Raw genomic sequence first — 19,567 nt, 5'->3', positions numbered from 1 at the left:
GCCGCATAAGCGGCCTTTTTAATACTTACGTCTTGTTAATCCCGTCTCAGAAATAATCTTGGCGGAGATCTCTTCGACTGAATGGCTTGTTGAGTTAAGGTAAGGCGTTTTATGTCGCTTGAATAACATTTCGACCTCACGCACTTCAATACGACATTGACGTAATGAAGCGTACTTTGAATTGGCCATGCGTCCTTCGCGAATCGCCGCCAGTCTCTCTGGATTTATCGTTAAGCCAAATAGTTTGTGTATATACGGTAGTAGGCAGCTAGGGTAGTTACCTTTTTCTAAATCATCTTCGGTCATCGGATAATTAGCCGCTTTTATGCCGTATTGTAGAGCGAGGTATAAACTCGTTGGTGTTTTACCACTGCGGCTAACGCCCACAAGTATTATGTCAGCTTGTTCATAATCTTTTATATTTGCGCCATCGTCATTGGCCAGTGCATAGTTAACCGCGTCAATTCGAAAGTCATAACTTGCTTCATGTATTGAGTGGGTACGGTGAATCTTAGGCACTGGGTCAACATTGAGCTCTTTTTTAACTACTTTGCTGGCAAGGGCTAAAAAGTCATAACATACACCTTGCGATGAAAGAATAATTTCAGACAACTCTGGATTTACAAAAGTAAAAAATACCAGTGGGCGCTCACCACAGCTCTGTGCCGTTGAGTCGATAAGCCTTTTAATTTCCGTTGCTTTTTTCTTGGTTTCTACAAATGGAATGGTTTGATGGTTAAACTCCACTGGAAACATAGAAAGCGTGGCGTGGCCGAATACTTCGGATGTGATAGCGGTTCCGTCTGAAATATAAAATGCCGTTCTCATGATAACCTTATTGTTTCAAATTAGCTGAATTTTCCCTATCGCGGTTTACGTAGGTGTGCTTACCAGTGTAGAATGCCTGCGACCCCTACAAAAGGTCAAACAATCTCTCACATTTATTACAATTTGTTTTTGGAGACAGTTCCGTGCAAGACTACGTTCTCTGGTATCAAGAGTTAGGTATGCAAGACGTACCTCGAGTTGGTGGTAAAAATGCTTCACTTGGGGAAATGATATCTAATTTATCAAACGCTGGTGTACAAGTTCCAGGAGGATTCGCGACTACCGCAGAAGCCTTCAATGAATTCCTAGACCAATCAGGTCTCAACGAAAAGATCCACACCATACTAGATACCCTTGATGTCGATGACGTCAACACCCTCGCCAAGGTTGGCGCCCAAATTAGACAATGGATCATAGATACCCCCTTCCAACCATCTCTAGACCAAGCAATCCGCGACGCTTACACCACTCTTCATGGTGATACAAATTCAGACGTTTCATTTGCCGTTCGTTCATCAGCAACTGCTGAGGATATGCCAGATGCATCATTTGCAGGCCAGCAAGAAACATTTTTGAACGTTCGTGGTATTGACGCTGTGATGGTTGCGATTAAGCACGTATTCGCTTCGTTATTTAATGACAGAGCAATTTCTTATCGTGTTCACCAAGGCTATGATCACCGTGGAGTTGCTTTATCTGCTGGTATCCAACGCATGGTTCGTTCAGACAAAGCATCTTCAGGCGTTATGTTTAGTATCGATACTGAATCTGGTTTTGAAGACGTGGTATTTGTAACCTCAAGTTACGGTCTTGGTGAGATGGTTGTTCAGGGTGCAGTAAACCCAGATGAATTCTATGTCCATAAACCTACACTAAACAAAGGCTTGCCAGCTGTTGTACGTCGTAATATCGGCTCTAAAGCAATTCAAATGATTTACTCAAGCGACGAGTCACACGGTAAGCAAGTTGAAATTGTTGATATGGACCCAGCAAAGTCAGCTCAGTTTTCTATTACTGATGAAGAAGTACAAGAGCTTGCAAAACAAGCTGTTATCATTGAGAAGCATTATGGCCGACCAATGGATATTGAATGGGCGAAAGATGGTAATGATGGCAAACTTTACATCGTTCAGGCCCGACCTGAAACCGTTCGCTCAAATGAAGACGCTAATGTTATGGAGCGCTTCCAACTTAAGGCGCAATCAACGGTTATCGCAGAAGGTCGCGCAATCGGCCATAAAATTGGTTCTGGTGTTGTTCGTGTACTTAACTCAATTGATGAAATGGACAAAGTACAACAAGGTGACGTGCTCGTTACTGACATGACTGACCCAGACTGGGAACCAATCATGAAACGCGCCGCTGCAATCGTTACTAACCGTGGTGGCCGTACATGTCACGCAGCAATTATTGCCCGCGAATTAGGTATCCCAGCAGTTGTAGGTTGTGGCAATGCAACAGATCTCATCACCAATAACCAACACGTAACAGTATCATGTGCCGAAGGCGACACTGGCTACATCTACGAAGGTGAATTGGAATATGAAGTAATTTCGTCACGTGTTGATGAAATGCCAGAATTACCAATGAAGATAATGATGAACGTGGGCAACCCAGACCGCGCATTTGACTTTGCTCGTTTACCACATGCTGGTATCGGCTTAGCCCGTTTAGAATTTATCATTAACCGTATGATTGGTGTTCACCCTAAAGCGCTTATTAATTTCGATAGCCAAGACGCTGACCTACAAGCAGAAATCAATGATATCATTGCAGGTTATGAGTCGCCGGTTGAGTTCTACATTGCTAAATTAGTTGAAGGGATCTCCACTCTAGGCTGTGCATTTGCGCCTGAACGTGTAATCGTTCGTATGTCTGACTTTAAATCTAATGAGTATGCAAACTTAGTAGGTGGCCAGCAATACGAACCGGAAGAAGAAAACCCAATGATCGGTTTCCGTGGCGCATCGCGATATATTTCTGAAGATTTCCGTGAATGTTTTGCACTTGAATGTGAAGCTATCAAGCGTGTACGTAATGGTATGGGTCTGACCAATGTCGAGATCATGATCCCATTTGTTCGTACACTTGAAGAAGCAGCTCAAGTTATCGAACTATTGGAAGCGCATGGTCTCAAGCGTGGCGAGAATGGTCTTAAAGTGATCATGATGTGTGAACTGCCATCAAATGCATTACTTGCAGAAGAGTTCTTAGAGTACTTCGATGGTTTCTCTATCGGTTCTAACGACTTAACTCAGCTGACACTCGGTCTTGACCGTGATTCAGGATTAATCGCTCACTTATTTGATGAACGTAACCCTGCAATTAAAAAGCTACTTTCTATGGCAATCAAAACAGCCAAAGAAAAAGGGAAGTATGTAGGTATTTGTGGTCAGGGTCCTTCTGATCATGAAGACTTTGCAGCTTGGTTGGTAGAGCAGGGTATTGACTCTGTTTCACTAAACCCTGATACAGTACTAGAAACTTGGTTATACCTAGCTGATAAGCTTAAAGGCTAACCAGTCATATGCAAAAGGCCGGTAATCACCGGCCTTTTTGATTTATCACTTTAGCCCATCTAATTTATAACATGCCTTAGTAAATATTGACTGCACTTTCTTTAACCAAGTGCGAGCCTTTGGGTAGTACATTGCAAAACACACCAGCGCCGCCAACAAAAATATAATTGATGGGCCTGGTACAATCACAAAAACTAGCGCTAGCAGTACAAACAAACTACCTAGAGCCAAAATACATAGTTTTTTCATTGGCCACCTCCAAAAGTTACATTCTCAATATAAGGCATGGGATGTGTCAAAGTTTTCTTAATATGTAACAAAGATTAAATTTCTCAATTTTTTAAATCTAACTACATGATACAATGTGTCAAAAGCAATAATTTATTATCATCATGATCGCCAATATAAGTCAGCAAGATACAGCAAACGAACTACTAAACGACTATTTGCGCACGATAAAAAGTGCAGGGTTCGCAGGAGAAACTGATTGTAGCTATGGAACAAGGCTTATAAATTCAACTGACAACAGCATTTATCAAAATGTTCCTCAAGCCGTTATTTTCCCTAGAAACAATAAAGATATTCAAACGGCATTGCAGTGTGCTGCACAAGACCCTTTTTTATCGCTTACTTTTGGACCTCGTGGTGGCGGCACCGGCACAAATGGACAATCTCTTACACCTGGTATCGTCATAGACCTTTCCCGTCATATGCGCGAGATAATAGAGATCAATGTTGAAGAGCGCTGGGTTAGGGTACAAGCAGGTGTTATTAAAGATCAGCTCAATGACTTCTTGAAGCCTTATGGATTCTTCTTTGCCCCTGACTTATCGACCAGCAACCGCGCAACAGTAGGCGGCATGGTCAACACAGATGCGTCAGGTCAAGGGTCTTTGGTGTATGGTAAAACAAGCGACCACGTTCTAGGGCTAAAAACCTATCTTGTTGATGGTACAGAATTAAACACTAGTAAAATAGCCACTGAAAAAGCAAAGATTATTGCCAAGCAAGACAACCGTATCGCACAAATATATTCGCAAGTGCTAGAATCTTGCGAACCAAACCGAGATCTTATTTTATCGAAATTCCCTCGGTTAAATCGGTTTTTAACCGGTTATGATTTAGAAAATGTTTTCAACGAGGACCTTAGCACCTTCGACCTTTCACGTATTATTACTGGCTCGGAAGGTTCACTGGGTGTGGTGAGCGAAGCGAAACTAAACATAACCCCAATTGCGCCGTACAAAACATTAATCAATATCAAATATGATAGTTTTGACTCAGCACTTAGAAACTCACCGTTTCTCGTAGAAGCTCAGGCGACATCCGTCGAAACAGTCGACAGCAAAGTATTGAACCTCGCTAAAGAAGACATTATCTGGCATTCAGTATCGGACTTAATTACCGATGTACCAGGCATAGACATGCAAGGTTTAAACATGGTCGAATTCAACGGTGAAACAGCTGATGAAATGGACGATAAAATATCAGAGTTATGTCGCAAATTGGATGTGCTCATTGCGAACAAGCAAGCGGGGGTTATTGGGTATCAACTAACTAATAATAAAGAAGATATTTTAAAAATATACGCAATGCGTAAAAAGTCCGTGGGTCTGCTCGGTAATACCAAAGGCAAACAAAAGCCACTGGCATTTGCAGAAGATACCGCTGTTCCACCTGAGAATTTGGCTGACTTTATTTCTGAGTTTAGAGCACTTTTAGACTCTCATAATCTTCAATATGGTATGTTTGGCCACGTTGATGCTGGTGTTCTTCATGTTCGCCCGGCGCTTGATATGTGTGACCCTGAACAAGAAAAGCTACTGCGCACAATTTCAGATCAAGTGGTTGCCCTTACCGCCAAATATGGTGGCTTAATGTGGGGGGAGCACGGGAAAGGTTATCGCAGTGAATATGGACCCGAATTTTTTGGCGAGCATTTATTTAATGAGCTACGAAAAGTTAAATCTGCTTTTGACAGAGACAACCGTCTAAACCCAGGAAAAATATGTACACCTATTGAAAGTGAAGACTCACTAGTTAGTGTTGATGATAAAAAACGAGCCTGGTTTGATAAACGCATTGATATCGACGTACGCAACAGTTATGAAAATGCCATGAACTGTAATGGTAACGGTTTGTGCTTCAACTATGACGAAGCTTCACCCATGTGCCCATCTTATAAAGTTACAAAAGATAGACGCCATTCACCAAAAGGCCGCGCTAGCTTAATTCGAGAATGGTTGCGGCTGCAACAAGAAGCAAATGTCGATGTACTGAGTGTTGAAAAACAACTCATCCATAAAGAGAATGATACGACTTGGTGGGAACGACATATAAATAGTAGCGCTAAAAAGCAGGGCGCTTACGATTTTTCTCATGAAGTTAAAGAATCAATGGACGAATGTTTGGCTTGTAAAGCCTGTACCACAGCTTGCCCTATTAAAGTTGATGTACCCAGTTTCAGAGCTCGTTTTTTAAATCTTTATCACAGCAAATATAATCGTCCGCTAAAAGATTATCTGGTAGCAAATATTGAAACTATGGCACCTATTCTTTCAAAGTTTGCGTCTTTTGTTAATCCTATCGTTTCAAGTGATCTCGTATCAGCGTCAATAAAACGTATGTTTGGCTACGTTGATACACCTATGCTCAGCACACCTTCACTTCAAAGACGCGTTGAAGACAAGTACCATTATAATGAAACTTTGCTAGAAAATATGAGCGAGCAAGAGAAACTAAATTCTGTTTTTATCGTACAAGACCCTTTTACTAGTTATTATGAAGCAGAACTTGTTGCATCCTGTGTTGATGTTGTAGAAGCGTTAGGTAAAACTCCTATTCTTTTACCTTTCGTACCCAATGGTAAGGCACAACACGTGAAAGGTTTCTTAAAAGCATTTAGTAAAACTGCTAATCAAGCGTCCGAGTTTTTAAATCAACTTGCACAGCATAACATTCCCATGATTGGTCTCGATGCGTCTTTGGTCATGGTCTACCGAGATGAATACAAACAGTTTGTAACTGATGATAAGTTAGACTTTTCAGTTCACCTTGCCCACGAGTGGTTAAAAGATCAGGACTGGTCTAAGCTAGTTTTAAATGTCGAACCCGCAAGTCAGTACACTTTGTTGACTCATTGTACGGAAACCACTGCATTGCCGAGCACTTCCAAAGTGTGGCAGGATATCTTTTCCCAGCTTGGCCTTAAACTTGTAACTCCGAATACAGGTTGTTGTGGTATGGCCGGCACCTATGGTCATGAGTTACAAAACCAGCAAAATAGTCGAACACTTTATGAAATGTCTTGGCAGAGTCATGTTCAAGCAGTATCACCTGATAATTTACTCGCAACGGGCTTTTCATGTAGAAGCCAGGTGAAGCGCTACGAAAAGCAAAAGCCGTTGCACCCGATTGAGTTTATCGCTCGTGCTATAACTTAGCGTCGACTGAAACTTTCTTTAACTTGACTCTGGGCCCTTAAAAACAAAAATGAGGGCCAATTTAACATAATTACAATTTACGTTTTACGCCTGACTTTGCACGGTCTTTGATGTTTGTTTGAATATAGATTTGGTCAGTGGTAGCTATCTTCGCGTGTCCCAAATCTTCTGATAGATGTTTCAACGGTCGATGCTGTGCATCATGCGTAGCGCCCGTATGACGTAGCCAATGAGCAGTAGCCGCTTTTAATTGTTCAGCCTCATCCATAAAACCGTCTTTGTTGAGAGATTCTATAGCTAAATCAAAGCTTTGCTGAACTATACGACGTAGTTGTCGAACATTCATTCCTCCTTGACCGCGCAACTTATGAATGATGGGATAGGGCTCATCGACTCGGGGCAGAGGAGGTAAGCCTCGATATGCTCGATAGCGTTTTAAGTATTCTATAAAATCATTACTTAACGTTACATCTCGTAATTTATTGCCTTTACCCATAATCCGCAAATACCAAAACTCATCTGGATCCTGCCAAAAGTGACTCATAACCGGAGACCACTGCGCACGCTCTGATAATTCTGAAATTCTCAGATAAAGCCCCTTTAAACAGGCAAGAGTAAATAAATTTCGTTCAAGTTCCGGATGTTCTTCGCACATATCTTTAGTGACACCTAACACATATTCCCATTGTAAGTTGCTTAGTGTATCGGGTAATTTAATCTGCGATTGCACCACAAGGTACGGACTATTTTTTTTAACTACCGGCACAAAGTTCGTATTAGATTTTTCTTCTAAAATTGCGAACTTGTAAAACACATTGAGTGCAGTAAACATGGCCGCCAATGTCTGCTGACTGATAGAATTGTCTTTTGTAACAAAAGGGCGCCAGTTATCATTGATTTGGCGAATTCCTTTTTGATCTTTGTAACGCCACTGGACGGAATCTGCACACCATGAACTCTCAGGCTCAACCATAAAATCTACATACTCTTCAACATCATCACGCTTTAGGGAGAACACTGACTGCTTTTTTTTGAGCCATGCCCAAAGGTAGTATCGTTCAAGTTCATTGCGAAAACGGTTGAAAGTAGCCTCTGACTTTCTGCCGTATACATAAAGAAACTGGTATAGAAAAGCTACGTCTTCCCAAACATTCTCTACATTTGAGGAAAGGTGTGTTAAGAACGCATCAAGTTGTGGGTATTCATACGACAACGTTTTATCTTCGATATGTGCAATTTGGTAACGAAGTTGCTTGAGAGTGTCGACCAAGGGTATCAACATTCTTTAAATGTCCGATATTGACTAGTATTGGACATTTTATAGAATCGACGATTTAAATCAAGCTTAGCAATATTGGAATGGCGCAGATAGAGCTCAAACATAACAGACCAGTCGCTGGCAGTCTAGCGAGTAACTAACAGAGCAAGTCGAAGCGAGTACATTTAATCATTAGGCTGGTGCATTTCTGTTGGCAAACTTTAATAGAATTTCAGCATCTGTAGCGTCTCGTCCATTATCATCACTGTAGAAAAAACTTAAGTTCCAATCTTCTTCGAAATTGGCATACAAAGTGGCTCGTAAAAGCCTTGTTTTATTGTCATTAAACATCGTTCTTTGTCCTGCATTTCTTCTAACATCAAAACAATAAACTCTTTTAGGATCTTCACTGTCACTCACTGATAATGATTCAACCATTCTTTCTTTAACTAATAGGGGTTTATTATCCGAAACTTGTGTTGGTATAAAATTAGAAAAGTAATCTGTGAATTGCTGAATAATTTCCCCAAGGTTTTCTCTATACTCGATTCCAAAAAATTCTCTTAATTCTTTTACTGATATATTATAAAAACCATTCGAATTAGCTAAGAACATTTTCCTGATTGTTGGCTCATCCTGTCTGATGAACTCCAGTTTTAGAAGAGCATGTTTAGGCTTTCTCTCACCTTCATTAAATAATTTAGCTAGAACTACATATTCCTTGTCATTATAACTAAATGTAAAACCGTCTATTACCCAGTTGTTTTGAATCATGTCTTGCTTGAGAGATCTCAAATTGTCGAATACTGCCACAAAAACCTCCTTATACTTTATTGTTATTTCTAGTTTATTTAATAATGAATTTATATCTATGTATTACTTATATCATATTTAGGAATCTAGAATGAAATTGCATTACTCCGGTGCACGTTTGTTCGTTATAGAAAACCAGTCTAATACTTAATATTTGTTGTTCAGAGGCGGCCCGTAGCGATTTAAATATTCGTCTACATCATGCCGGAAAAGCTCAAACCCTAGTTCAGTGCGCAGTCCACCACCATTAGCGAAAAATATAAACCCCCATTGTTCTTTTTTAGAAATAACGACAAGTGCTTTGGTGCCTGGATCAGAGCCTCCGTGCAGATACCTATCTTCTTCTATCAGCCATGTTAACGCGGGAATATTACTGACCTGTGGATATTGCAGAGTGAGCATTTGCGCTACAGTGTCAGGCTGCAAAAAGCGCTCTCCTTTTATCGTTTAACCATTATCCAAAAAACATGAAGAAACCGCATAAACTCAGCACTGCTTGTTTTAAGCCCGCTTTCTGAATAAGTAGACAACTCATAAGCGCCTAATCGCACATAAGTGTTACTGAGTAAATTATAATTATATGGTATTGCCATTGTTTCTTTTTCAACGTTTTTGATTAACCAACGGGTGTGTTTCATGTCTAATGGTGAGAAAATCTCTTGCTTACAAAATTCATTGAATGGCATACCCGATACTTGCTCAACTAAATAGCCTAACAGGCCATAGCCCACGTTGCTATACTCCAGCATTGTTCCTAGCTTAGCGTCATTAAAGTTATCCTTTTCATCATAATACTTTTCGTCAGACTTAAAATAGTGGGTGATAAAACTATCCAATGGCTCTGCTTTATAAGTTGGTTTGCCAATCTCATTGTACATATCCCAATAAGGGCTTCCAAAAAAGAAAGAACCATCAGAAACACTAGACACATGCGAGAGCAACATTCGAAAAGTAATAGCTGTGTCGGGAAAGCTTGGGTTCTTTACACTAAATGGCAAATGCTTGTTAATATCATCATCTAAATGAAGTTTTCCTTGCTCATACAGTTTTAATATTGCCGTGCCTGTTACCAACTTAGATATTGACGCTACTTGAAATAAGCTGTTTTGTGTGGGCTGTTCTTGCGTTTCTAAATTGGTATAACCATATTGCTTTGAATAAACAGGTTTTCCATCTTTAAAGACAAGTACCGACACCCCAGGTAATTTCGCCGCTTCCATATGCTGCTGTATCATTTTATCAAAGTCTTTGGGAATAGGTCGTAAGTAAAGATACAAATCTGTATAGAATAGGAACACGAAGAATACGACTAGAATAACGCCAATTGCAGAGCCTAAAAATTTCAGTAACTTATTGATTAGGTAAGTTTTTATTCCTGTATTCGATTGTTTAGGAAAGAGTATACTAGGCATATGAAGTGAGCAACTAAAATAGGAGCCAGCTAACCAATTTAACTTCTCTGGAACTGGAGATAGTTCATGAATTACAACAACCAACAATTTAACTTATACAACTGATTTTATAAGTAATTTTTTCCCTTTCTACTCTTTATAACGTTCGTGAACCAAATTTTTGTTCATGAAATCCGTTTTAATAGCGTTAGGGAGAGAAAAAAGTTCACGGTTTTATACATTTACATAAATTTGCATATATGTAAGGATCGATATGTCCACTTCCCCTTAAGAGATAGAGTTGCAAGTTTTGCTAACTGCAGTGGCACAATAAATAAGCTCACATGTTTAACTGACCTTTAGGAAAAAATAGAGTAAGGAAATTTTAATGAAATTTATGAGTATGTTGCTTGTTGCTTTGCTTTTGTCTAAAAGCTGGGCTGCAAATCATGGGCAGACTGATGATCTAAATGCTCAAAGCCAGCACTATATTGGATGTTTCACAGACAACATCGAGCTTGGACGAGACCTTCCCGTCAGGGCGGGATTAACAACGGTAACTATCGATTCCTGCAAAGCAGCTTGCAATAAAGCAAGTTATAAGTATGCTGGGTTGCAATACGGCTCCTTATGTTTTTGCGGTCATAACTATGGAAATTACTCTCAGGTTCCAGATAGCGATTGCAATATGCCTTGTACTGGAAATAGTACTCAATTCTGTGGTGGATTATGGCGGAATTCAATATATAGCGTAGATTTTTGAAGTTTATAATAACTATACTCAGTTAAATAAAGAGTGAACTTGGAAGTTCAAAATGTTTATCGGACAGCATCAAATAAAACTTGCCTAGTCTTATTGTGCCACTACAAAAGTAAGGGAACAAACTACAAGTGCATTTGATGCTAAGCCGTTTTTAACCTTTGAGTTAGAATGGTCGGCACATATAATGCCGACCGTTAACTTATTATCTGGCTTTATTTTTTCTTATTCTTGGCAATAGTCCCAAGTCATCTCAGGGTCTGTTGTGAAGCACCAAGTCTTGGAGTAATCACCACCTGCTGGATTTCTACAGTAATTGTGATCACCTAGCCCTTTACCCGGATATTTTGTCGCTGTGTAACTAGTCTCTGACCAATTTTTACACGTTAGACCATTAACCGCTCTCCCGTTTACACTTTGGGTTATGGTACGGTTTACAGTACCGCGATAGTGCTCAGCTACGTTACAATACTCCCACCTCGTGCCAACTGTCGTTGTAAAGCACCAAGGCTTATTTGAATTAGTTACGTTTGAGTCTGGATTTCTGCAATAATTGTGAAAACCTAAACCCTTACCAGGAGTAGTTTGTGGTGAATAGCTATGCACTTGAGGATACTGTGCATCCCAGTATTGACAAGTATGACCATTTATAGTGCGATTTATATTACCACGATAGTCCATGCCATGAATATCTAGATAGGTTTCAGTCACATTTCGTGCAGATCGTACAGCTGAGAAGTCTACAGAGAATGACACTTCCCCTTTTTTTTCTGCAGTGCCATGAATCGAACATTTGTAATATGTCACTCCATCTAAGGGTTCAGACACATATTCCTCTTTCACATTACGAAGGTGATGCTCATATTTAAAATCAAAATTCACAACACCATCAAAATCCAAAGTAGATCTATACACAGCACTAAATTTTGGGATTAAAGTGTTAGTAGCAAGCGTTGGCAGCGACTTAACCTTCCTGCTCATAATTCCGGGTTCACATAGATTTTCTGGGTCTTTGTTATAGTCGTACTTGCTCATATTCCAATCCCAATGCATAGCATTTCCATCAGAGTTATGTACCACTTCAAAATCGGAGTAGTTCTCAGTGACAATGTCACTTTCAGAATACGTAAATGACGTGTTGGGCCCGTCCGGTGATGCTCCAACTGCCAGATCCCACCCTTTTGAGACTGTGACGGTTGAATTATCATTTGCGTTAACTGGCACATGTTCTTCATAGTGAATGTCTGAAGACGAGCTAGGTATCAAACTCATCTTCACCCTTTCTTGAAAGTAGCCACGATTAACTTCTGTATTGGAGTACAGTGGACCAGGGTCAAAAATCACTCCTGTTAAACCAACAACAACATACTTTGCGCTCTTTTCACTATCCGCATACAGCTTATATTCTATATCTGCTTTAGTTGTAATAGTTTGCTCTTTACTATCGGGCTTCCAAGAGTGGTTGATTGCGTTAACGACGTGAAAAATATACGTTGTGCCAGCTGGAGCACTAACGCTATTTGAGAATGTCATTTGTCTCAACCTAGGTTGAGAAAGATGATACTTCTTTACTTCGTTTACCACATGGTCAGAGAGGAGAGTGTCTATTCTTGGCTCTTGGTTTAGCACTTCAATTGTTAATGTTGACTCAGCCTCATTTGGCTTAAGCAGTAGCTTATTGCCTGTCACGCCAAGGCCAATTAATGATGCCATGATTTTAGTATCTTGCGCGCCTTTAATCAGAATCGGCGTTCCCGTCACTCGGGCTGTATCGAGCAAGTTTTTGTAACTTGGCAAATTTTGCTTATTTATATTTGCTACATCAAGTACAAACAACTCAGTGGTGCTCATTCCATTTACTTGTAAATGTACTGCTTCGCTGTTTAGCTCCTTAACAGCTACTTCCTTTGATAGAGCGGATATTAACAGCATGCGCTCAGGCTTCACGCTTGTGTTGTCGAAGTGTTCATTCGCAATCGCAGCACAGGAGCATGCAGCAAGTAGAGTGCTAGCTAGGGGTAAATACCTAAAATATCGAGTCATAAATAATATTCCTTTAATTTGTATACTGTGGCAGAGAGTAGAAGCAAAACGTACTGCGTCTTCTCAGGTGCAATGCTAGCACCAATACATCAAGATTACATTGCAGCTACCTTATTTTTACACTTCATATCCAACAAAAATAGACACATCAATCAATGTGAAATACACATGAAGAACTATTTAATAGCGTTTTTCTCGTTTGACATAACAGACATTTAATGTGATCATTAGCTACTATTATCTACTTTTTATATAATTCAAATAGTAAAAGGATACTTCGCTCTACCTACCGCTATGGATGATTTGATCTGGCCGTTATCAAATTTACATGTCGCAGCCTCTTTTTTAGCAAGTAATATTAGGGGGGCTAGTGTGTGCCCAGAATTCACCCCAGCAACAAAAAGTGCGGGCAGTAGTGATGCAAACCTTGATGATTGGTTCGAGCAAGCTGCCAACTGCTCAGGCATAGACATTCAAAACAATACAACAAATTATCCCGCCGTAAGTAAAATGTTAATGCACTGTGGCCCGTGTATTTTGATGATGCCAGGCAATGGCTTTATCGTATTGCTTAAAACCAAACGCCAAAATGCGGTAATACTAAATAACAGGCAACAATCGAGCCTGCTCCCTTTAACAAAGCTCAAAGATATCCTCATAAAAGACCATGTGCTCCCTTTAAGGCAATCATTGTCAAAGCAACTTTTACCATTGGGGCTACCTACTAAGCAGCATAAAAAAGTACTAGAGTCATTGTTAATAGAAAAATTAGCAAATACACCCGTCATACAAGCGTGGTTATTTCGCCCTGCGGCATATGACAACATATTTGAACAATTCAAGCAGGCAAAGTTTTTAAAAGGTCTAATACTGAGTATTGGCGCTGCTTTGTTATTTCAAATAATGTTGATTCTAAGTTGGTATGTGATCGGACTCAGTGTTTTTGAAACAAATGATCATGACAGTGTATTCTCACTTTGGGCTTTACTGCTGTTCAGTGCCATCCCTTTTTACTATTTAAGCCTGAAGATTAAAAATAGACTATCGCTTGATTTTGGCGCAGAACTTCGTAAACAGCTATTGCAGGGGATCTTAAAACTAAAGCCCAATGACGTTCGCCGTCACAGTAGTGGCCATTTTATGGGTCAAGTGATGGATATCGACTTGCTTGAAGCGCAAAGCTTTAGTATGTCATTTATTGCTATCACCGCGTTAACTCAAGTGTTTTTAGCCGGCGTTATCTTGGCAGTCGCAGGGGTGAGTTGGTCACATTCAATACTGTTAATTGCACTGCTAATACTGATAGGCATGTTAAGTTCAAAGTACTATCGAGAGATTAAACGATGGCTCGCCTTTGATTTACAGCTAAATTGCAAGCTATCTGAGCAATTGGTAGGTCACCGTACTCGATTTATTCAAGAAATGCCCGAGCAGCGACACTTAGTAGAAGATGAAGACCTGAGCAACTATACAAAACTTTGCGAGCAGCTCGATAAATGGGGAGCGGTGTTAACTACATTCGCAGGCCGCCGAGTTTGGTTGTTTTTATCGCTGCTTCTGCTCATGCCTGAACTGACAAGTGATAATGTAGATGTTGCGAGTTTGTCTGTCTGTATTGGCGCTATTTTACTCGCCGCTATTTCTCTTGAGCAATTTGCCAATAGCGTAAAATACTTGCTAGAAGCAACGTGTGCTTGGGTAAACTTACGGCCTATATATGAAGGCGCAGCCGATACCCGTGAAAACTCGATTCAGCCTCAAGCAAGCTTTACTCATGCAGACTTAAAAGGCGCAGAATATCCGACTATACGAGCTCGTGAATTACACTTTTCCTTCAATAAGCGCAAAATATTGGATGGCTGTGACTTTGGTATCAACGCAAAAGACAAAGTGTTACTAGAAGGTAACTCAGGTGCCGGTAAGTCTACCCTAGGTTATGTAATCGCGGGCGCATATATGCCGCAACAAGGTGAACTCTCATTAAACGGTACGTCTTTCAAAGCAGTTTACAATGAACTATGGCGTAAAAAGATTGTCATGGCCCCACAATTTCACGACAACTATCTGTTTTCGCAAACTCTGGCTTTCAATCTACTAATGGGAAGATGTTGGCCACCAAGTGAAGCTGACTTGATTGATGCTCAAACGGTTTGCGAAGAGCTAGATCTTGGCAAGCTAATTAATAAAATGCCTGCGGGGTTACACCAAATGGTTGGTGAAGGGGGCTGGAGCTTATCTCATGGAGAGCAAAGTCGTGTATTTATCGCCAGAGCACTTCTTCAGCGAGCGGATTTAATCATTTTAGATGAAAGCTTTAGCTCGCTAGACCCTAAAACATTCAATATTGCATTGCCTTGTGTACTAAAGCGAAGCAACGCATTGTTACTTATCGCCCATCCTTAAAGGAAATAAACAACTATGGCTCACACTTCTGATACCCCTAAAAATGAGTCTCCTGATAAGGCTAGTTTACCTAAGCCTATGATGAAATTTTGGCAGCGGATACATAACCATATCTCGCTAAAAATACCGGCAAAGATTGCTTTAGTCATATTGGCGTTGATGCTGCTTATTGTGCTTTGGAAACGTGTCATTATTTACATTGAGGCGGGGGAAGGGGGGGTGTTATATCGCCCATTTGATGGCGGGGTAGTCACAGATCATATCTTAACCGAAGGGGTACACTTTCTGTTTCCTCTCAATTATGCGGCAATTTACGATACCCGAGTGCAAATCATTCGCCATGAGTTTGATGTACTCACAAATCGAGGTCTGCCTGTTACGCTCAAAGTTGCTGTACGATATCGACCAATTTTTGAATTACTTGGTGTACTGCACCAAAAAGTGGGGCCCGACTATCCAAACAGAATTATATTACCGCAAATAGAGTCGGTTTTACGTAAGGGCTTAGGTAACCACACGCCAGAGGAAATATATACCAACAAAGGCATGTTGCTTAGCAAGTTAATCGCACGCGCAATAGAAGAAGTAGGTAGAAAATTTGTCATTGTCGATGACATCGTCATACGCAGTGTTTCTCTGCCTTCTGGCGTTCGTACAGCAATAGAAGAAAAGCTCGTGGAAGAGCAACATTTCTTAGCATACACCTTTAAATTAAAAGCAGAGCAACAAGAAGCTGAACGAAAACGTATCGAAGCTGCTGGTATACAAGATTACGCAGAGAAAATTAACGCCACTATGAGCGACAGAGTATTACGCTGGCATGGCATTCAAGCAACAAAAGATCTTGCGTCATCAGATAATGCGAAGGTGGTGATCATCGGCGGACAAAAAGACGGTCTACCTTTGATGCTCAATGCTGGCGATTGGGCAGATAACTCTGAACCAGAGCAACAAGACAAACAATAGCAAAGGCTGATCACAATGAATAATTTGAGCCAAATGAGTGCGCTCATGATAAATAAAAGCATCACACACAAAGTATTTATTTTATGTGGTTTATTGTTATTGCTCATGGCTTGCGACACAAAGCAGCCCAAACAAACAAAAGAATTTCAAGAAGATGGGACTATCACTATCGGTGTAGCTTGGCCACAAGGAAGAGGACTGTTTGTACAAGGCGCACAACTTGCAGTGCAAGAAGTTAATGAGGCTGGCGGGCTTTTAGGTCAAGCGGTCGAACTCGTTATTGATGAACGAGAGGAGGCTCTGTATGAAGCGCTTGAAACTACCTCTATTTTAACAGCTGGGGAAGGTATTAAAGAATACTCCCGCATCGTTGCAAGAGATTTCTCATATCACAATAAGCAAGTGGTTGCGGTGACAGGCCACCAATATTCGGCTAGCGCTTTTTCTGCCGCACAAATTTACCAGCAAAATCAAAAGGTTTTTATCGCTCCCACTGCCACCAATGTGTTACTCACAACAATGAATTTTGATTATGTTTATCGCATGTTACCCACCAATATTGAGCTCGGTCATCAGCTTTCACAGTTTGCAGGGCACAAGGGCTTTAAAAGAGTGGCAGTGTTTAACGAGCGAAGCGAAGGGGCACTAGAGTTGAGCGAAGCATTCTCTCAAGCAGCGGAAGAAAACTATGGTATACATACCGCAATTCAGCGTTCTTTTTTTTCTGATATGAGCGAGCGTGAGTTCACTGATTATGCAGTAAGTTTTGTGCGTGCTCATAGGAAAAATCCGCTAGATGCAATTTTTTTGTTTACCGATACCACATTAGCAATCCAAATCATTCGAGAATTTAAAAAGCGCGGGCTCGATGATGTTTTATTTGTGGGAGGGGAAAACTTAGATAACCAAACGTTTTGGGAAAAGTTAAGCAAACTTCAGCAAAATGAAGACTCTCAGATTAATATCTCAGTGCCAACCGTATTTAATTTGCCAAGCCAACTGAATAACACATTTGTCAGTAAGTTTGAAAGGCATTACCAACAAGCTCCTGATAGATTTGCAACGCTTGGTTATGACAGTATAAATGTCATATTGAGAGCAATAAAACGGGCGGGAACATCAGAGCCAAGCAAAATCGCCGATGAAGTACGCTACTCACCAACTTGTCGAGGGCTGACTGGTACGGTTGGCTTTCAAGATAATGGTGATGTAAGTGGCAAGACATATATCATTAAATCGTTTATGAACGGTCGCTTTGAATATCGAACTTTAAAAGACAAAGCGGTCAGCGAACCTAGAGCAAAGTCACTCAAACTGTGTGTAGAACTTGATAGCGACGATGATGGTGTGGTTAACAAACTAGATGTATGCCCAAACAATACAAAATTACAGCTTAGTAAGGGAATTTATCTCGAAGGGGATTCCCAAGGCTGTCCAATAGAGAGCGATAAAGATGGCGTACCTGATTATCGAGATCAGTGTCCAAATGATGGCAAAGAAACTTTAGTAAAAGGCGTCAATGAACAAGGCTGTCCAAAAGATACTGACGATGACTCAATACCAGACTACCGTGATAAAGCCCCTAATAACACGCGAGAAGCAATCAGCGCTGGTGTTGACAATGAAGGCATCCCGCTAGATTCAGACTCAGACAATACACCCGACTATCTTGATCACTGCCCAAATGATTCAACTAAAGCGCAAAGTAAAGGGCTAGATATCCATGGGTGTCCAAATGACGCTGACCAAGATAAGGTGCCTGATTACCAAGACTTATGCCCAAATGACGAAAAGCGCGCACTGAGCAAAGGAGTTAACGCAAATGGGTGCCCTATAGATACCGACTCGGATAATATTCCTGATTACCTGGATGCCTGCCCGCTAAGCGGTAAGCATGAAAAAGCAGGGGGTTTGGATGCAAAAGGGTGCCCTGTTGATAACGATAATGATGGCGTTGCTAATTATAGAGACAACTGTCCAGATAATGCACAAAACGAACTTCGCTTCGGCGTTGATGCAGTTGGCTGTCCAATAGACAGTGATAAGGATAACGTGCCTGATCATGCTGATTACTGTCGAATGAATACACAAAAAGAGCTCGCTAAAGGGGTCGATGCTTCTGGTTGTCCGTTAGACCATGACAAAGACGGAATTATCGATGTATTAGATACATGTCATGATACTTCGGCAGAGTCTCAGGTATATGGTATCGATGCCCAAGGGTGCCCTGTAGATAGTGATGAAGATGGTTTGGAAGATTATCTGGATAAATGCCCAAATACACCAGTAGGTGTTCAGGTTACTCCAGATGGTTGCACGACATTATATGTTCATGAATTATTCGCCGAGAATTTTGATAGAAAATATAGAATTATCGACGAAGCGAAACTATCGCTTACCACTTTTATGCAACGTTTTGACCACTCATTGATTTATGACGCTCAAATTATTGTTAATACTTCTGATGAACAAGCTAATGACAATGAATACATAAACGCGCTGGCAGACTTTTTAATTGCCAATGGCATCGCTAAAACTAAGATAGTCACAAGATATAGTGATATGTCTAAGGGCAGCACGTTAGTACAAAGTTCGGTAATTAAACTCGAAGTCAGGATGCAACCCCTCCGCGAACGACCCATAAGTGGAGGTAACTAACTTGGCTGTTCATTTTTCTCAAACGTTACACGCACTTAATAGCGAGCGCGAGCGTTCTTGGATAGCGCTAGGCTTAGCCTCAATTTTACTAATTTTGTGGGTTATGTGGTTTTTTATGGGCCGCATAACACACCTTGCTTACAGTGAGTCTGTCGAAGTGACTCTAGAAGCTCAGCCTGTGTGGCGAATGAATGAAGGCAGGGTGACACCTTATCGACAATATCAGGTAGATGCTGTTATTGAAGAGGATATTGCCGAAGTTCAAGTGGGCCAAGTTGCCATAGTCACCTTGTCAGGAGATAGCACTCTTCCTTTAAAGCCTATCAAGTCATACATTACCGATGTCGATAAGGCACAAAACACCGTGAGTACAACGTTCGAGGTGGATACACTATTAGAAAAAAGCATTGCCATCGACTTTGCCGTTGAGATTGATAGTCAATCTCCAGCATCCTATTTGTTTCACCTCACACAGTAACTTTAGG

At 40.8% G+C, this 19,567-nt stretch carries 14 protein-coding genes; 7 read left to right on the top strand and 7 right to left on the bottom strand.

Annotation, left to right across the window (positions count from 1 at the left end):
• Positions 1 to 18: 18 nt before the first annotated feature.
• Positions 19 to 828 (bottom strand): posphoenolpyruvate synthetase regulatory kinase/phosphorylase PpsR, encoded by an 810-nt coding sequence (ppsR, locus tag BET10_RS12260; protein ID WP_070985881.1) that lies wholly within the window; start codon positions 826 to 828, stop codon positions 19 to 21.
• A 143-nt stretch (positions 829 to 971) separates the two neighbouring features.
• On the opposite strand from ppsR, the gene ppsA reads away from it, so the two are divergent.
• Positions 972 to 3,347: a phosphoenolpyruvate synthase gene (gene ppsA / locus BET10_RS12255; RefSeq protein ID WP_070985880.1), complete on the top strand. Its 2,376-nt coding sequence runs from the start codon at positions 972 to 974 to the stop codon at positions 3,345 to 3,347.
• Positions 3,348 to 3,392: 45 nt separating this feature from the next.
• Here the strand turns inward: ppsA and BET10_RS12250 are convergent, their stop codons facing one another.
• Positions 3,393 to 3,596 carry a PGPGW domain-containing protein gene (locus BET10_RS12250; protein WP_070985879.1) on the bottom strand — a complete coding sequence of 68 codons (204 nt, stop codon included), beginning with the start codon at positions 3,594 to 3,596 and terminating at the stop codon, positions 3,393 to 3,395.
• A gap of 143 nt (positions 3,597 to 3,739) precedes the next feature.
• On the opposite strand from BET10_RS12250, the gene ydiJ reads away from it, so the two are divergent.
• Complete coding sequence (ydiJ, locus tag BET10_RS12245) at positions 3,740 to 6,790, top strand: D-2-hydroxyglutarate dehydrogenase YdiJ (RefSeq protein ID WP_070985878.1); 3,051 nt, start codon at positions 3,740 to 3,742, stop codon at positions 6,788 to 6,790.
• Positions 6,791 to 6,860: 70 nt separating this feature from the next.
• On the opposite strand, the gene BET10_RS12240 is transcribed toward ydiJ, so the two are convergent.
• The 4 genes from BET10_RS12240 to BET10_RS12225 form a co-directional block, all read right to left on the bottom strand.
• Positions 6,861 to 8,072: a tyrosine-type recombinase/integrase gene (locus BET10_RS12240; protein ID WP_070985877.1), complete on the bottom strand. Its 1,212-nt coding sequence runs from the start codon at positions 8,070 to 8,072 to the stop codon at positions 6,861 to 6,863.
• A 168-nt stretch (positions 8,073 to 8,240) separates the two neighbouring features.
• Positions 8,241 to 8,861 (bottom strand): DUF6037 family protein, encoded by a 621-nt coding sequence (locus BET10_RS12235; RefSeq protein ID WP_083330528.1) that lies wholly within the window; start codon positions 8,859 to 8,861, stop codon positions 8,241 to 8,243.
• Positions 8,862 to 9,008: 147 nt separating this feature from the next.
• Complete coding sequence (locus tag BET10_RS12230; RefSeq protein WP_070985876.1) at positions 9,009 to 9,287, bottom strand: hypothetical protein; 279 nt, start codon at positions 9,285 to 9,287, stop codon at positions 9,009 to 9,011.
• A gap of 14 nt (positions 9,288 to 9,301) precedes the next feature.
• Positions 9,302 to 10,357, bottom strand: coding sequence for a serine hydrolase domain-containing protein (locus tag BET10_RS12225; RefSeq protein WP_139158581.1), 1,056 nt, complete (start codon positions 10,355 to 10,357; stop codon positions 9,302 to 9,304).
• A 283-nt stretch (positions 10,358 to 10,640) separates the two neighbouring features.
• Here BET10_RS12225 and BET10_RS12220 point away from each other — a divergent pair, with 283 nt between their 5' ends.
• Complete coding sequence (locus BET10_RS12220; protein ID WP_070985874.1) at positions 10,641 to 11,015, top strand: WSC domain-containing protein; 375 nt, start codon at positions 10,641 to 10,643, stop codon at positions 11,013 to 11,015.
• 222 nt (positions 11,016 to 11,237) lie between these two features.
• On the opposite strand, the gene BET10_RS12215 is transcribed toward BET10_RS12220, so the two are convergent.
• Positions 11,238 to 13,055 carry a hypothetical protein gene (locus BET10_RS12215; protein ID WP_070985873.1) on the bottom strand — a complete coding sequence of 606 codons (1,818 nt, stop codon included), beginning with the start codon at positions 13,053 to 13,055 and terminating at the stop codon, positions 11,238 to 11,240.
• Between the two features lie 372 nt (positions 13,056 to 13,427).
• On the opposite strand from BET10_RS12215, the gene BET10_RS12210 reads away from it, so the two are divergent.
• The 4 genes from BET10_RS12210 to BET10_RS12195 all read left to right on the top strand — a co-directional run bounded on the left by BET10_RS12210 (position 13,428) and on the right by BET10_RS12195 (position 19,560).
• On the top strand, positions 13,428 to 15,458 hold the full coding sequence (locus BET10_RS12210) for an ATP-binding cassette domain-containing protein (protein WP_170829149.1): 2,031 nt from the start codon (positions 13,428 to 13,430) through the stop codon (positions 15,456 to 15,458).
• Positions 15,459 to 15,473: 15 nt separating this feature from the next.
• Positions 15,474 to 16,424 (top strand): prohibitin family protein, encoded by a 951-nt coding sequence (locus BET10_RS12205; protein WP_083330526.1) that lies wholly within the window; start codon positions 15,474 to 15,476, stop codon positions 16,422 to 16,424.
• Between the two features lie 45 nt (positions 16,425 to 16,469).
• Positions 16,470 to 19,082 carry an ABC transporter substrate-binding protein gene (locus tag BET10_RS12200; protein ID WP_170829148.1) on the top strand — a complete coding sequence of 871 codons (2,613 nt, stop codon included), beginning with the start codon at positions 16,470 to 16,472 and terminating at the stop codon, positions 19,080 to 19,082.
• Positions 19,083 to 19,197: 115 nt separating this feature from the next.
• Positions 19,198 to 19,560 carry a hypothetical protein gene (locus tag BET10_RS12195; RefSeq protein WP_139158582.1) on the top strand — a complete coding sequence of 121 codons (363 nt, stop codon included), beginning with the start codon at positions 19,198 to 19,200 and terminating at the stop codon, positions 19,558 to 19,560.
• The last annotated feature ends 7 nt before the right edge of the window (positions 19,561 to 19,567 follow it).

Source organism: Pseudoalteromonas amylolytica, assembly GCF_001854605.1.
Taxonomy (GTDB): Bacteria; Pseudomonadota; Gammaproteobacteria; order Enterobacterales; family Alteromonadaceae; genus Pseudoalteromonas; species Pseudoalteromonas amylolytica.
The sequence above is the reverse complement of the archived record's forward strand: the minus strand, read 5'-3'. Positions and strand labels throughout refer to the sequence as shown.